9 protein-coding genes and 1 other RNA gene are annotated in these 16531 nt (G+C 42.4%); 8 read left to right on the plus strand and 2 right to left on the minus strand.

All coding sequences use genetic code 11. The features are described 5' to 3' along the window. Positions 1 to 75: 75 nt before the first annotated feature. Positions 76 to 1119 (plus strand): alkane 1-monooxygenase, encoded by a 1044-nt coding sequence (locus ABJG98_RS16160; RefSeq protein ID WP_348280576.1) that lies wholly within the window; start codon positions 76 to 78, stop codon positions 1117 to 1119. 224 nt (positions 1120 to 1343) lie between these two features. On the opposite strand, the gene ABJG98_RS16165 is transcribed toward ABJG98_RS16160, so the two are convergent. After that, positions 1344 to 1658 carry a hypothetical protein gene (locus ABJG98_RS16165; protein WP_348280577.1) on the minus strand — a complete coding sequence of 105 codons (315 nt, stop codon included), beginning with the start codon at positions 1656 to 1658 and terminating at the stop codon, positions 1344 to 1346. 460 nt (positions 1659 to 2118) lie between these two features. On the opposite strand from ABJG98_RS16165, the gene ABJG98_RS16170 reads away from it, so the two are divergent. The 7 genes from ABJG98_RS16170 to ABJG98_RS16200 all read left to right on the plus strand — a co-directional run bounded on the left by ABJG98_RS16170 (position 2119) and on the right by ABJG98_RS16200 (position 16097). Next, complete coding sequence (locus tag ABJG98_RS16170; protein ID WP_348280578.1) at positions 2119 to 5439, plus strand: RHS repeat domain-containing protein; 3321 nt, start codon at positions 2119 to 2121, stop codon at positions 5437 to 5439. A gap of 5 nt (positions 5440 to 5444) precedes the next feature. Then, positions 5445 to 11777, plus strand: coding sequence for a DUF6443 domain-containing protein (locus tag ABJG98_RS16175; protein WP_348280579.1), 6333 nt, complete (start codon positions 5445 to 5447; stop codon positions 11775 to 11777). A 3-nt stretch (positions 11778 to 11780) separates the two neighbouring features. Then, positions 11781 to 12296, plus strand: a complete 516-nt coding sequence (locus tag ABJG98_RS16180) for a hypothetical protein (protein ID WP_348280580.1) — start codon at positions 11781 to 11783, stop codon at positions 12294 to 12296. 91 nt (positions 12297 to 12387) lie between these two features. Continuing rightward, entirely contained in the window at positions 12388 to 13953 is a 1566-nt protein-coding gene (locus ABJG98_RS16185) for an RHS repeat-associated core domain-containing protein (RefSeq protein ID WP_348280581.1), read from the plus strand. 4 nt (positions 13954 to 13957) lie between these two features. After that, complete coding sequence (locus tag ABJG98_RS16190) at positions 13958 to 14524, plus strand: hypothetical protein (protein WP_348280582.1); 567 nt, start codon at positions 13958 to 13960, stop codon at positions 14522 to 14524. A 324-nt stretch (positions 14525 to 14848) separates the two neighbouring features. Beyond that, a complete protein-coding gene (locus tag ABJG98_RS16195) occupies positions 14849 to 15394 on the plus strand; it encodes a transposase (RefSeq protein WP_348280583.1) in 546 nt (181 codons plus the stop codon). A 55-nt stretch (positions 15395 to 15449) separates the two neighbouring features. Next, positions 15450 to 16097, plus strand: coding sequence for an IS1 family transposase (locus ABJG98_RS16200; RefSeq protein WP_348280584.1), 648 nt, complete (start codon positions 15450 to 15452; stop codon positions 16095 to 16097). Between the two features lie 293 nt (positions 16098 to 16390). Here the strand turns inward: ABJG98_RS16200 and ssrA are convergent. Then, positions 16391 to 16531, minus strand: a transfer-messenger RNA (tmRNA) gene (gene ssrA / locus ABJG98_RS16205); the annotation flags it as partial.

The raw sequence follows: 16531 nt of genomic DNA on the forward strand, positions 1-16531 counted from the left end.
AAAAGAAACGAATTCACTTTCGAATTAGCGTGTGTGATATACAAATATCAGAAGCCCTCATCAAATGAAAAATAAATGCGATTAAAATATCTATTGGTGTACATTTTACCAATCACTGTTTGTTTCTCCTTTAGCGAAAGCGGACTATGGACTTTTTCTCCTGTCATCCTATTTTTTGTGATACTGCCAATAATCGAGCTGTTTATAAAACCGGACACTAAAAATTTTGATGAAAAGACGGAGCGCATTGAAGGCTCAAACAAAATGTATGATTGGATCGTCTTCCTTGCGGTACCTGTTCAATTATTTGTATTCATCTATTTTCTACATGTAATTGATAATTCTCCAGTAAACTCAGTTGAATTTTTAGGTAAAATCTCATCTATGGGATTTATGTGTGGGGTTTTAGGTATTAACATTGGACATGAATTGGGTCACAGGAGAAATAAGGTGGAAAAGTTTCTAGGCGAGATACTGTTACTCACCTCACTGGATACACATTTTCACATATATCACAATGAGATGCATCATCGGGATGTAGCCACGCCACGTGATCCGGCAACAGCAAAAAGAGATCAGCTTCTATACCTATTTTGGATAACGTCTCATTTTGGCAGCTACATTAAAGCCTGGAAAATAGAGAACCACAGAATGAAAAAAGCGAATAAGTCAGTTTTATCATTAAACAATCGAATGATAGTGTACTCAATAGCGAATATCTTTTTGCTCGTTACTATTTATCACTTTTTTAACCTGATAGTTTTACTAGCCTTCATTGCTGCAGCCATTATTGGAATTATCCTGTTGGAGACAGTCAATTACATCGAACACTATGGGCTTTTGAGGAAAAGAAGCGAAGAAGGAGACTATGAAAGAGTGCGACACTGCCATTCATGGAATTCGGATCATCAGCTGGGAAGAATGTTGTTATTCAATCTTTCCAGACATTCAGATCATCATTACAATGGGGGCAAAAAATATCAAATATTACTGTCTCATTCGGACAGCCCCCAAATGCCTACAGGGTATCCAGGGATGATGGTATTGGCAGTATTGCAACCTTTTTGGTTTTTGTTGATGAATAGAAAGCTGGACCAATTGGTTCAAAACGCGGAATGAGATTGAGCAAAAGGAAAGAAGTGCTGGAAGAAATTTATTTATAAGGTTGTTACTTCTCCCCAGCTAGGCGTACGAATCAGCTACGCCTTCATATTTAATTATTTTAAGAACAACCCCACTAGGCGTATGCATCCGCTACGCCTTCATATTTAATTATCCCACTAGGCGTACGCATCAGCTACGCCTTCTTATGGATTGCTTTAAGAAACAACTCACATTCGGAGTTATAGGCTATTTAAATCCTCCCTTAATTCAGGAAATCGCTTGAAGAATTCTTTTGCTTGATCTGAAGTATTAAAGGTATTTGAGTATTTACCATTCTCATGTCTTACGTGAACTTCCATCCATACATTCTTTCTTGTTTTAAACTGCTGTTTAAATAGTACTTCCTCATAAGAGAAATTTTGATGGTAATAGCTATGAAGGTAATGGTTTGGTGGCATTTCAAGATCATGTTCATCCAGTAGTTCTTTTACTCTTTCAGCCCACGGTCTATACGAAACTCCCTGGGAAGGTCTGGTGTTCTCATACAATCTCATTTTGCTAAAATATTTAGTAATGCGATCAAATAATAGTAGTGGTTAACTGCCCCCACTAGGCGTATGCATCCGCTACGCCTTCCTATTAATCCCCCACTAGGCGTACGCATCAGCTACGCCTTCATATTTAATTATTTTAAGAACAACATTTAGTATCGGATTTGGAACCCACTAGGCGTATGCATCCGCTACGCCTTCCTATTAATCCCCAGCTAGGCGTATGCATCCGCTACGCCTTCATATTTAATTAACAACCAACCACCCTCAACAATTCTCGAAACAGAATAGTCTCCACCCCGTCATTTTTTTAATATCCCCAAAATTAGGTATAGGCACTTTTAAAATTATTAATTATAATTGCCGGCATTATCATTTGATAATTGATAACGCATTTATATCACCATCACCCTCCATAGATGAATGCGTTTGAATTTCTCGACTCAACCAAATTCTAATCAGTATGAAAAGGCTGCTATTGATTTGTCACCTGACTATTGTATCACTTCTTGTTTTTGCACAAGAGACCATTAGACCAGAAATATCTGTAATCCCACCTTCACCCAATGCAGCGGCGATAAATAAGTTTGTGGATGTTCCGGTCAGCTTTTATACAGGCACTCCCAACATCACAATTCCTTTATTTACCCTACAGGTAGAAGGAATATCGCTACCCATCTCTTTGGACTATCATGCTTCAGGCTTGAAAGTAGAAGAGAAGGCTTCAAATGTAGGTGCCGGCTGGCGCTTGAATGCCGGCGGTGTGATTACACGCAGCATTCATGGGTTGCCAGATGAAGTGTACAATGCGGGTACTTTCAATTCTGGTGAGCAACGAGGGTTGTTTCAAACTTCCTTTATTGTCTCTCCGAATAATTCCAACGATTCACTTTATACCAATGGGGGTGCCCTTGATTGGACCTACATCAACAGCTGTGACGTGTACTACCCGGTTCTTTCCGATGGTACTACCTCAAGGCCAGTAGATCCACTTGATCATTTAGCAGGAGGCAACTGGGATTTAGAACCCGACATGTATCACCTGAGCTACCCGGGCGGATCTTCTAAATTCATCTTCGAGCGCGATGGTAGCTTATTCGAACTGATGGAAGATGATATAGTTTTCAATAAATATCCTTTCACTTCGAACGCTAGTAAGCGATGCGTGGGCTGTCCGGCGATAACCGCTAATTCGGACCCAACCAATACTGATTATTCATTTGGCATAAATGATCAAAATGGGATCTCATATACCTATGGTGATGTAGAGCGAACCACGGCAGTGTCCGGCTGTTTCCCCAATGACCCTGATGATAATAATGGGGTAAGCAACCGACAATCAGCCTGGTATTTGAGCACCATGTCCATTGGTTCCAGGGCGATCAGTTTCAACTATGATACTGAAACGATTTTACACGAAAATAATTACTACGAGACGCAACAATTCAAAGTACCTGGTACTACAGGTACCGTAGAAGCCAAAGGCAGCACCTGCATGAATGACATGACCGTAATTGCTAAGCGCATAAGCAGTATAACAACCACTAACGGTTATGAGGTGATCTTTGTGGCTGACACCTCAGATCGGGACGATTTGGAAGGAAGCCACCAAATCAAAGAGATCATAGTCAAGTTGAATGGCGAGGTAATCAAGCACTACCGTTTAATCCAGTCCTATTTTGGCAGCAATGACAAACTCAGATTAGACGAAGTTCAGATTGTGAACCCTGAAGAAGATACTGAGGTTCTCAATAAATATACCTTGGACTATTTTTCGGGAAGCTTTCCTGCGATAGACTCCAAGAGCCAGGACTATTGGGGCTACTACAATGGTTCGGGCAACAGTTCCATGATTCCGGAATGGAAGGATGCCAACTATCATGTGAATTCCAGCACAAGCGCGGATAGAGAACCCAACATTCTGTTTGCCAAGGTTGGAACATTAAGCAAGATCACCTACCCAACGAGTGGATACACGCTTTTTGATTATGAACTCAATGACTTTTACAACGAAAACTATGCCTTCACCTACAACTACGTCTCATCCGCATCTGGAGGAACAGAAGGAAATCCGGTAGAAGACTATGAATATTTTACCGTGGGGAGTGCCTGCACAGCCACACTGACATATACCCTACCTCAAGGTGGACTGGATGGTGGTGCGCAATTGCAAAAACACAACGGGACGACCTACATGCCTCATACACCCAGTGCTACCATAGGCAATCGCGTCAATCTGGATGCAGGAGATTACAGGTTATATACTGCCTCCGAATCTTCAAATGAGTTTATCGCTGAAATCGAGTTCGAACAGGTCGATACAGAGAAGTTTGTAACAGCCGGGGGCCTTCGTATCAAAAAGATGACGTTTCATGATCCGGTCACCAATAAAAATGAATACCGGTTCTATGAGTACACCTCGGGTTCTGGTTTAGCAAAAACATCCAGTGGGAAGCTATACACTGATCCACGCATTGGCGGATACATCACTTCAGCCACGACTGGCAATGTTGGTCAAACCTGTATTGAAGACAATGGAAGCATCACGTCTTTTGTAAACCTCAGCCAGGTCAGTCAGATCCCATTGGGAGTTTCTCAAGGCAGTCCTGTGGGTTACGACCGGGTGGTTACCTACAAAATGGATTCGGGGATAAAGCCTGTGAATGGCTTTGCAGATTCCGTGAAGGTGAATGGAGAGACCATCTATACCTATAAAAATGATACGCATACAAGTCAGTTGGTTTACCCACCTGTACCCTTGGAAGATCTGGACTATAAGAATGGCAAGCTTAAGATCAAGGAAGACTACAGACTTAACGCCTCTAATGCATTGGAGCAAATCATGGAAGAAGTGAACACCTATGAAGATGCACATGATACTGAAGCAATTACCTCACCATCAGTTACTGCTTATATGTTCCGTAAAGCCGCCAATAGAACATGCTATTCATGCATTCCAGCAAATACAATATACGCATCATACAAGATCTATCGCCGGTGGAACAGGTTGCTCACCAAAGTGGAGAAAAGCATTGAAAATAAGGAGCTATCCAAATCTACTACGTTTACATACGACGCCTACCAGAGTGGATGGTCGCATCATCAGACCGAATCAATGGAAACCACAAATAGTCTGGGTGAGACCGTAGAATTTACGTTTACAAGAATTTCAACAGTTCCTGGTTTAATCAGCATGCTAACAGAGGAACGCGATAGTGTATTGGTTCGCGCTGAAAAAGTAGATTATTCCACCAACCTACCAGTTGCGTACAAAACCTGGGACGGAGTATCAGGTTTAAATGAACCTATGGATGGGGCTTTTATCAAAAAGCAGCACATCATTCGCAAGTCAAGTGGTGAAATTGAGCAAGTCATCAGCAACCCATTGACTACCACTTACGATGACGAAATCAGTTCCATCTACATTCGGGCCTACGATTCACTTAGTCGTGTAGTGGCTGAAATTACAGGAATTACAAAAACACAATTTGATGCAGCGTTAGCCAACACGACATACACAGCTAACGACTTGGAACAGCTTGCAGATTCAGCATCTGTTGAAGTTGCGATGAATGCCATCAAAGCAGAATTGGAACCTCATCAACTCATGACACTCTACCTGTATGACGATGATGACGGGGGTAAACATGGCCCCACACGGATCATAGACCCCAGTGGGATACAAACCAGGTATAAATACGACGACTTTGGACGGCTGTCCATGGTCTTCGACCAAAACAACGACCTGGTGAGAAAGATTTCATACAAATTCAAAAACAACTAAGCGCCATGAGAAAGAATATATACATAACCCTGGTCTTAGTTGTGGCTTCATTTTTTGCGAACGCCCAAACATGGGAACTTGTTGGACCTACCTCCGTTTGTCCGGGACAGCAAAATGTTTCGTACTCGGTTCAGTCTAGCGGTGGCGGAATACCTTTTGGAAAGTTTTACTGGTCAGTTGATGGACAAAGTGTGCCAGGGACTAGTTACTCAAATCAAATTGATTTTCCTTCATCAGGATCTTCATTTCTTGTAAGAGCAACTAATCTCATGCAAGGCATCAATGTCTCTCTTACAGTTTATTCTATAGGGGCAGATCCAGGGTCGATTATCCTCAGCGGTGGACCAACTGCCGCTTGCGGAGGAAATGACCTAACACTGGATGCATCTGGCTATTCGGGAAACGTGAAATGGCAAAAGAAAACCGGATCCGGACCATGGGGTGATTATGCCTTGGGATTTCCTGACCCGTTGTTGGATGAAAACGTAACAGTCGGAACGACCTATAGTTACAGAGTCCGTACTCAAACGACATGTGCCGCACAATATTCAAATACAATTACTGTCACACTCGCCAATCCGCTAAATGGAGGGAGTGTTAGCAATCAATCTGTGTGTAGTGGTGAAACCCCATCCTCTATTACTGCCACATCTGCCTCAGGAGGCGCGGGAAATTATACCTATAGTTGGGAGAAGAAACCGGCATCAGGGGGGAGTTGGACTAATATTGGGGGTGGAATAAGCCTTTCTTCGTCAGAGATTGGAGCACTTACCCAAGCCACACAATTTAAAAGAAAAGTGATTGACACACAGTGCGGTGTTGCCTACACCAATACAATGACGGTGAATATGCACCCCAATCTTTCCAGTGGTAGCATTGGCAATGCGCAGACCGTCTGCTACAACGGCAATCCATCCACACTGACCAACACAACTTCAGCAAGTGGTGGAAATGGCAGCATCAGCTACCAGTGGCAATACTCCACCAACGGAACCAACGGCTGGACCAACCTGAATGGACAGACAGGCACTACATACAATCCACCTGCACTGACCAGCAATAGATGGTACCGCAGAAGAGCCATCTCTTGTAACATGACTGTCTATACCAACTCCATCAAGATTACCGTACATCCGAGCTTAAGTGCGGGGAGCATCAGCAATGCCCAAACACTTTGCTACAATGGAAATCCAGCAGCATTGACTAGCACGGGCTCAGCCAGTGGAGGCGATGGAAACCTAAGCTATCAGTGGCAGTACTCGTTAAATGGATCTACAGGCTGGACGAACCTCAGCGGACAGACAGGCACCACTTACAACCCTCCAGCACTGACTCAAAGTCGATGGTATCGAAGAAGAGTGATCTCTTGTGGTGAAACGAAATACACCAACTCAGTAAAGATTACGATTCATCCCGATCTGAATCCGGGAGCTATTTCAGGTGCACAGAGCATATGTTACAATAATGCGCCATCCACGCTAGGCAATACTACCTCAGCAACAGGCGGGGGCAGTGGTTTAACGTATCAGTGGCAAGAATCTACCAACGGTATTTCCTTTACCAATATCAGCGGGACAAGTGCCACGTATCAACCAGGGATACTTACCGCTGATCGGTGGTACAGGAGAGGGGCATCCACCAATGATTGCTCCATCGAATATACCTCCAGCGTGAAAGTCACAGTCGATGCAACGACGAATGGTGGAAGCCTGGAAGAAACGGTCTTCAACTCCAGTAATGTTGAAGTATTTGGTACGACTGATGTAAATCTTGCGCTGACAGGAGAAGTAGGCAACATCATCAAATGGCAATACAAGACTACTGGCGATTGGGTGGATATAGCCAACACGACAGACACCCACAATGAAATCAATGTAACGGTACCTACCTACTACAGAGTAGAGGTGAAGAACGGCACCTGCGCTACGGGCTACAGCAATGAAGTGTTTGTCAACGTCTTTCCGGAGCCCGGATTGGATTTTGGCCTACGCACAAGCGTCAGACCTGGTTCGGGTACCACCATTTCCGTCGATGCGGGATATTCCAATTACCAATGGTTTAAGGATGAAGTAAGCGTGCAGAGTGGATCTTCTAATGAACTGCAAATCACACATCCGGCCAAATACCGGGTTAAGATCACTTCAGGCGGTGGAGCCACCTTCGAAACGGGAAATGCAACGATTGGATCACAGCTGGATGAAGATCAAACCTATGTGATGGTGTACGATTTCCGGGAAGCAGGCTATACGGCAAACTCTGACCTATTTGGTATTCCGATGGAAAACATGAGTATCACAGCCGATGTATATGATGGATTGGGAAGACCCATACAGAAAATCAATATGGAAGGTTCACCAAATGGCAGTGACCTGGTAGCACCGGTAGAATACGATGAGTTCGGCAGGAACAAGAAATCTTACCTCCCATATCCCACTTCGGACAATGGACAGCTCTATAAGCCGGACGCGCTGGGAGCAACCTCAAAGCAAAAGGCGTTTTACGATGCGATATATTCAAGCGACACAGCATTTAGCGAAAACAAGTTTGAAGCGAGCCCACTCAACAGAGTCGTAGAGCAAGGTCTTCCGGGCGAAAAATGGGCCATTGGATCTGATCATTCAGTGAAGATGCAATACCTGGTGAACGAAGCAAACGAAAACATCAGGATCTGGCGCATGGTAAATAGTCTTCCGGAGTTTACAACCAACGATTATTACCCGGACGGCAAACTATTCAAGAGCATCACCACGGACGAAAATGGCGCACAGACCATTACCTATACCAACTTCAGAAAAGACCCAATCCTCATCAGAAAACAGATAGATGCCACTAAATGGGCAAAAACCTACTACATCTATGACCAGCGCAACAGACTGCGCGTGGTACTCCAACCAGAAGGGGTAAAAAATATCAGCACATACGACAGTGCAACAACGCAAGAAAAAGAAGACTTCCTTGCGGCCTGGGCTTTCCAATACGGGTACGATGCACAAAACCGACAGATATGGAAACAAGTGCCGGGAGCAGGCCGCATGTACACGGTATATGACGCCTGGGATCGGGTGCGGATGACAAGTGATAGTGTACAATCAGAAAACAAAGAGTGGTCTTTTATCAAGTACGATGTACTGAATAGGCCAATCATTACGGGCATTCGTACGAGTGATCCTTCACTTGAAGATCAGGGGGATATGACTGCCAACGTAGAAGGAGACACGAGCATGTTTGAGTCCTACAGCACCACCACACATACCTACTCAGACAATATGTATCCGTCCACAAGTACAAATGTGGAGCTGTTGACAGTTACGTTTTACGACAATTATGATTTTCTGCTACACACTGAGTGGGCGAGTTTAGACCTGGGATTTAGCGAAGCTACTCCACAGCGAACCCCAATGACAGCTCCTTTAGGTACCGTGACGGGTACCAAGACCAAAGTGAGTGATGGAACATGGATCTACAGCACCAGCCACTACGACGATAAAGGACGTCTGATCCAGGCGCGTAGCACCAACCACCTCGGTGGTGTAGATGTGGTGACGAACTACTACAACTTTGCCAATGAGGTCACACAGACCATTACCGAACACAGCGATGGAACTACCACGACCACCATCACCCGTGACTTTGAATACGATCACAGGGGCAGGCTACTCAAAACATGGCACGCGGTAGATGGTGCACCTGCAATATTGCTGGCAGAAAATGAATACAATGAGCTGGATGAAGTGGCTGAAAAGTGCCTGCACAGCACCGATGGTACCGACTTTGAGCAGTATGTAGATTATACCTACAACATCCGCAGATGGCTGACAGCTGTCAATGATTCAGACCTTTCCTCCAACGACCCGATAGGAGACCTGTTTGGCATGGAGCTGGCCTATGATCAGGCCGTGAGCGGACTGGGTGGTAACCAATACAACGGCAACATCTCGGCCATGCGCTGGAGTAACTATGACGTGACAGGAAGCGGACCTGATACGCGTGCCTATACCTACAACTATGACAAGCTCAGCCGATTGACGGCTGCACAGCACTATGAAGGAGCTTCCAGCGTGGACCAGTTCAGTGTATCCAGTATTGGCTACGATGAAAATGGAAATATAGAATCGCTGATAAGGAAAGGTGATTCCGGCGCGAACATGGATAGCCTGACGTATGATTATGGAACAGGATTGAGCCAAAGCAATCAATTGCAATATGTGGATGACTTGTCCGCTGATGCACTGGGCTTTGACAACAATGGTACAGGCACAGCCACTGACTACACCTATGATGCCAATGGCAACATGGTCAAAGATCGCAACAAAGGCATCGACTCCATTTATTACAACCACTTAAACTTACCAATCATAGTAGACTTTGAAATACCAGGAGACAGTATGCGATATGTGTACGATGCTGCAGGAATCAAACTGCGACAAACCGTCTATGAAGGAGGTAGTGCAGTGAAAACCACGGATTACGTAGGTGAATTTATTTATGAGGATCTGCACGATACCAATGGCTCCAACATCAAGCAAATACAGCACGAAGAAGGACGATTGGTCTACATGGACTATGAATCTACCTGGGACTATCAGTACAACCTGAAAGACCACCTGGGTAACGTACGTGTGACGTTTAGCACCGAGCCGGACAACTATGAAGCTACGGCATACTTCGAAGATGCCACGATGGAGCAGGATACGATTTACTTTGGAAATGTAGATACACCTAATCGGGTAAATCATCCACTGGTTTCCAATACAGGTAAGGCTGCTCGCGTGAACAATGTAGCTCCTGCTGGTCCGTATGCGGTTCTCAGAGTGAATAAAGGAGATACGGTAAGCATGAGTGTAAATGCCTATTATAATGGAGGTTCCGGATATACCAACTCATTGGATTCCGCTTCCATGGTTGCGGCTTTAGCCACTGCTTTTGGAAGTTCCAATGTGCTCTCAGAAGCAGGAGTCACGTACAATCAGGTTGAATTTGGAGTAGCAGCAGCTATCGGTATACTCGGTGTGGGAGGTAGTTCCAATGACAATGTGCCAGGTGCATATTTGAATTATCTATTATTTGATATGAATATGAGCTATCAAAACGTGGCTGGATTTACGCAGATCAGTAGTGCTGCGAATGGAGCTGAGGAAACTATCTCACTCAATGACAGGATCATGGATAGGGATGGCTACCTGGTAGTGTATCTAAGTAATGAAAGCAACACTTCAGATTACGTGTACTTCGATGACTTCACTATCTATCACGGTAAAACCAACATCGTACAAACAGACGATTACTATCCTTTTGGGCTGACGTTCAACTCTACACAGAGAAGCCCGAGTGTGATGAATGCGTTTAAGTACAATGGCAAAGAGTACGACGAAAACACACAGTGGTACGACTATGGAGCCAGGATGTATCAGGCTGATTTGGGCAGGTGGTTTAGTGTGGATCCTTTGGGTGAGAAGTTCATGGATATGACTACCTATAAGTACGGTATGAATAACCCGATCTTGTTTATTGATCCAGATGGAAGGAGTGAGATCATGGGAGGATATGGACAAGTTATGGATCAAAATAACACGGGTGCTGTCACACACTATGATTATGGGGGCGGAAGTGACTTCACGGGTAATGCGCAGTACAATAAGGATCATCCTCCAGGTTGGGATAATCCGTCTGGTGGAGGAAGCACTAATGGTGTAGCTAAACTTCAGAAGAAGACTGAAGAGAGTAAAAAGAAATTTAGCTATCTGTTTGGGTCAAGTGGAAGCGTAGGTCAATCAAATTCTAAAGCTGAGAGTGGATTTTTGGAGAGTTTCACTGAGTCATGGTCTAATTTCTTTAGTTCTATCGCAACAACTTTTAGTAGTGTAGAAGGTTTTACGAATACGTTTGAAGGTATTGAGCGTTCTATTCTAAATTTAAATACTTCAGGAATCGATTTTGACCCTGCTGGAAACGCAGCAAAGTTGAGTTTATATAATGCAGCTTTAGATGGCAATGCAGGTGCTTGGGGAACTTATGCTGGAATATATAGTCAATTTGCAGTCTCTATGGCAGCTCCTGAATTAGTAGGTGCTGGAATAAGTGGATTGAAATTTGGCCTATATAATTCTTCTACATTTGGTGTTGGAAGCCGACTATTTGGCATCGGCAGAAATGGACTTCCGAAAGGAGTTTTGAATTCTGGACAATATCGAATTGGGTGGGGATATATTCAAAAGAGCAATAGTCATGTATTCAGAATTGGAATTGGAAATAATCCAAGGTTTTATCCAGCAACTAAAATACTTGGAACTCCTGTTCATAAGCATATAAACATCTTCTCTGTGCCAGCAAAATTTTAAAATATGATTGATAAGGATGAATTTGAAAATTACTATGCAAAGATTAAGTCTGATGAAGAAGGTATAGGTTATATATTAAGTATTGTTCTTTCCTTACTTACACAGATTAGTAAGAAAAAAATATGTTTGAGAGAATCTAAATTCATAATAAAGGAAGATTCCTACTTAATAAAGCTATTTCCTAAGGAAAATTCATGTTGCCCAATTTTTTTTGAAATGCTAAATCAGAACGAGATTGACATTCAATTAAATCAAGGGGGCGAGTATTTATATCTCCAACCTATTCAAAACATATCAGATGGGTTGAAATTAAGAAATGCTGTAAGTGATATCCTGAGAAATGAAATTATTGAGGAAGTACTAAAAATTGAAGGATCAATTAGAAAAGTGACTTATACAGTGTACCAAACAATAGACGGGAAGTCAAGACCGTACGTTTATAGTAATGTTTTGGGACAAATACTTCCATGGAAAAAGAAGGATAGAGAAAAGATTACGTACCAACCATGGATTGAATGATATGGTCGGTCACATATGGTCCCCACCTGAAAAACCAGTTGCTTTATTTCACTCATGACCCGCAACACTGCCTTGAGCTCATCTGGGCAACGTGCGCGTGACGTTTGAGGCACTGGATTACTTCATGACGGAGACCTTTGAAACGGGCGAAGACAATGGCTTTGCCAATCTGCACAGGCAAGTAAACACTTCTGCTAACACTACTGTTGGAGGAAATGAAGTAGAGTTGCTCGCAGAAGGGCAAACAGGAGCCATGCTCTTTTTAAAGTTGAAGAAAGGCGATGAAATAAACATGAGTGTCAATGCAAACTACACAGACAACCCGTCTAACAACACCTTCGCTGAGATCGCATACCATACCTTGTTTAACGACTTTACGAATACTCCACTGGATGACAATGAAGGAGTGACAGCCACAGCTAGCGAATTTGACGATGCGCTCAGTGGAGCAGGCATGAGCGGAAAAGATGCCCAAAGCATTGCGCCACGAGCCTTCTTAAATTACATTGTTTTTGATACCGTAATGAATTACCTCAAAGCAGGTTTTGCACAAGTAAGCGCAGCAGCCTATGGGGTAGGAGTACACGAAACGATCGCAATTAATGAAATTATTGCTGATTCAAGTGGATATATTTTGATTTACCTGACCAATGAAAACCAGGAGGCAGCAGACGTTCACTTTGATGATTTTACAGTACATCAGCAGCAAACGAATGTAATTGGGTCAGACGATTACTATCCGTACGGTTTAACGTTTAATAGCTATCAGGAGGAGAGTGCGAGAGAGAATAGATTTAAGTATAATGGCAAAGAGCTGGATGAAAACACCCAGTGGTACGACTATGGCGCACGGATGTATCAGGCAGATTTAGGACGATGGTTTAGTGTGGATCCTTTGGCAGACCTTATGAGAAGTAATAGTCCGTACAATTATGCATTCAATAATCCGATAAGATTTATTGATCCAGATGGAAGGGCACCATCTTCTATACAGATGGGGTATGGTATGACTGCTGATAACAACAGTACGGGATCTGTTACACATTATGATTACTCAGATAGTCAATGGAAAACCCAGAACCATGATCAGAAGAATGGAGGATTATTCGGCAATAAGAAGGCTGATGCAGAAAAAGCAAATAGTGCTGCATCTTCATCTTATGCTGATGGTGGGAGCGGTGACCCAGGTGATAACACTGAGAATGAGAAAACAAGCAATGAGATTGTAGTTTCAACCGATCCAAAAGGGAACGGTGGTAATTGTTGTGGAGGCAGGAAATACTACACCGAAGAAGAAGTTGAAAATGGTTTATTGAATAAAAAATTTTATGAAAAAGATGAAAATGGATATTACATAAAGCCAACAACAGGAACGGGACCAGCCCCAGGAGTAGGGAAAGCATTAAGGGCTAGCAAATTTTTGTACAAATCAAAAGACGGTATTTATAAGTGGATTAAAAATGGTAGAGTAGCATCTGAGGCTACTTTGAAAAGGTTAGGACTAACAAAACCGAGTTTGATAACTTCAAGGGGCAAACCATTGGCGCCTCAGAATTTGGACAAAACAATAAGTGGCGTTCCAAATAATGCGGGACCAAAAACTTTTTGGGGCAAGGTTAGAGATATAATTGCGATATTAGGCCAAGCAGGAAGCTGATAAGATGAATGAAATTCTACTAATATTATTCGGAATAGTTTTAGGCGTGATCGCCATATATTTTAAGGGTTATCTAAGCAATCTGAAGGCTGAAAGATCTGAAATTAAAAATCCTGAATACTTGAAAAGTAAGGCCTTTAACAAGCTAAAAGGGACTATTAGACATATTGTAGTTGAGTACAGTATACGACGAAAGAATAATGATTTTTTGCTGAATGTTTTTTTAAATGAAGTGACGCTTTTTCAGATTACTCATAGATTTCATTACCCCGAAATCCTAAAGAATCAAGATGACATGGCATTTGGACTAGCACTTTATTTGCCTATAAATAAGCTTAATTCAGAGCAAAAAAAAAGAATTTTAAACATTATGAAAGAGGAGGCGGACTATTTTTCGTATGAGGAGATTCCATTTGATTATTACGTTGTTGATTTTGGAAAGAGAATAAAATATAGCAGCTATTTTATAGTTAGACTTTTAAAGGAGATTTTTTTAATAGAAGATGAAGATGATATTTCTTTTGAGTTATTTTCTGAAGGGAATCTTCCTTATCGAGTTCATGATCATTGATAGTTTAGGCTTTGGTCATGTATCAGAATGTCACTTTTACGGTCATGTATCAGAATGTCACTTATGCAGTTTTAGCATGCGAGAAGCATGATTATCGCGTTAGTGATCATAACGCATGGGTATGTTCCAAGCAACAAAATCGCTTAGGTCGTCTTAAAATGGCCTAAGTATAGACCTCATGTATCAGAATGTCACTTTTCATAAAATGACATACATATATTGACAATTAATCATCAGAAGAACTAAATGTCCACAAGAAGTAGACACTAGGCGTACGCATCAGCTACGCCTTTTTTATTCTGTTTGCTTCTTAGCAAACATAAGATGGGAGACAGTTATCAAATCAAAGATCAGGAAGGACTTTATTTCCTCACATGCCAGGTAGTAGGATGGGTAGATGTATTTAGCAGGGAGATTTATCGAAGCATAATCATTGATAGTTTAGGCTTTTGCCAAAAGCACAAAGAACTTAAAATATATGCATACGTCATTATGACAAATCACCTACATATAATAGCGCAAAGTGGGATAGGAAAATTATCAGATACATTGCGAGATTTTAAGCGGTACACATCCAATAGCATCATGAACGAGATATCTGAAAATGTTCAGGAAAGCAGAAAGTCATGGATGGAAATGGTCTTTCAGTATTATGCCAAATTCAATACTAGAGTGCAGCAGAGACAATTTTGGACGCATGAAAATCATGCCGTAGAACTAACAAGCAATGACATGATCGACAGCCGCGTGAATTACATACATAACAATCCCGTACGTGCGGGATGGGTAGAGCGGCCAGAAGATTATTTATATAGCAGTGCGAGAAACTATTGTGAATTACCGGGGCAATTAGAAGTAGACCTGATATAGGAAGCTAAGAACAATTTCATTTTCCTAACTTCATCATTCATTGATCAATGCTTATATGAAATGTAGATTTTGCACATCCTCATGCATAAAGAAAGGAATAAGAAATGGCATCCAGCAGTATTGGTGTCCAGCATGTGGTAAATACCAGAGAGAAGAATATAAATACAAGTCATATAAGATTTCCAATACCCTTGTTATTGCAAGTGTCAAAGAAGGGTTGGGTATCAGAAGTACGAGCCGGTTGCTGGGTATTTCGACTACAACAGTGCTAAGAAGAATCAGAATAATTGCACACGAAATTCGAAAACCTCCCATTTCGCTTCGTAAATCCTACGAAGTGGATGAGCTATATACGTTCGTGAGAAGTAAGCAGAAAGGAGTTTGGATCGTGTTGGCATTTGAGAGAGAAACCAATCGAGTTGTAGACTTCTATATTGGACCAAGAACTCAGAGAAGTTTACGCATGGTAGTCAACACCCTACTTGCATCCAGCGTGAAAACCATCCATACCGATGGTCTGCTACACTATAAAGGACTCATCAATAAAAGGATGCATCGATTAGAAAGATATGGAACCAATAAAATTGAGCGGTTCAATCTAAATTTGAGAACACATCTGAAGCGGTTGTCGAGAAGAACTATTGCGTATTCAAAAAACATGGATATGCTCTACAGCTGCCTGACTATTTATTTGTGGGGATAAAACGAACTCTACGCATCCGCTCGGCTTTCATATTCATTGGTTGCCGAATTACCTATAGAATCGTAGTTGTAAACTACGATTAGAGGGGTTGTAAACTACGATTAGAGGGGTTGTAAACTACGATTAGAGGGGGCGGTTAATTAGAGATTGACTTAATATAGGAATGGGAAGGCGTAGCTACAACCTACGCCTAGAGGGGAGATTGACTTAATATAGGAAGGCGTAGCTACAACCTACTAGAGGGGGAGCCCCAACGACGAAATGATAAAGGCCCACCGATAGGTGAGCCTTTAAAGTGGAGTCGGAGGGATTCGAACCCTCGTCCAGCTAAGGAAACCATAGACCTTCTACATGCTTAGTTATTCTTTTAATCTCGAATCTCAGGCTGGCGAATAACTACCCACCTGAAAAACCAGTTGCTTTATTTCACTCAT

Source organism: Ekhidna sp. (assembly GCF_039960695.1).
GTDB lineage: Bacteria > Bacteroidota > Bacteroidia > Cytophagales > Cyclobacteriaceae > Ekhidna.

Coding starts and splice junctions, on each gene's coding strand:
- ABJG98_RS16160 (WP_348280576.1), top strand. CDS start 76: ATGCGATTAAAATATCTATTGGTGTACATTTTACCAATCACTGTTTGT.
- ABJG98_RS16165 (WP_348280577.1), bottom strand. CDS start 1,658: ATGAGATTGTATGAGAACACCAGACCTTCCCAGGGAGTTTCGTATAGA.
- ABJG98_RS16170 (WP_348280578.1), top strand. CDS start 2,119: ATGAAAAGGCTGCTATTGATTTGTCACCTGACTATTGTATCACTTCTT.
- ABJG98_RS16175 (WP_348280579.1), top strand. CDS start 5,445: ATGAGAAAGAATATATACATAACCCTGGTCTTAGTTGTGGCTTCATTT.
- ABJG98_RS16180 (WP_348280580.1), top strand. CDS start 11,781: ATGATTGATAAGGATGAATTTGAAAATTACTATGCAAAGATTAAGTCT.
- ABJG98_RS16190 (WP_348280582.1), top strand. CDS start 13,958: ATGAATGAAATTCTACTAATATTATTCGGAATAGTTTTAGGCGTGATC.
- ABJG98_RS16195 (WP_348280583.1), top strand. CDS start 14,849: ATGGGAGACAGTTATCAAATCAAAGATCAGGAAGGACTTTATTTCCTC.
- ABJG98_RS16200 (WP_348280584.1), top strand. CDS start 15,450: ATGAAATGTAGATTTTGCACATCCTCATGCATAAAGAAAGGAATAAGA.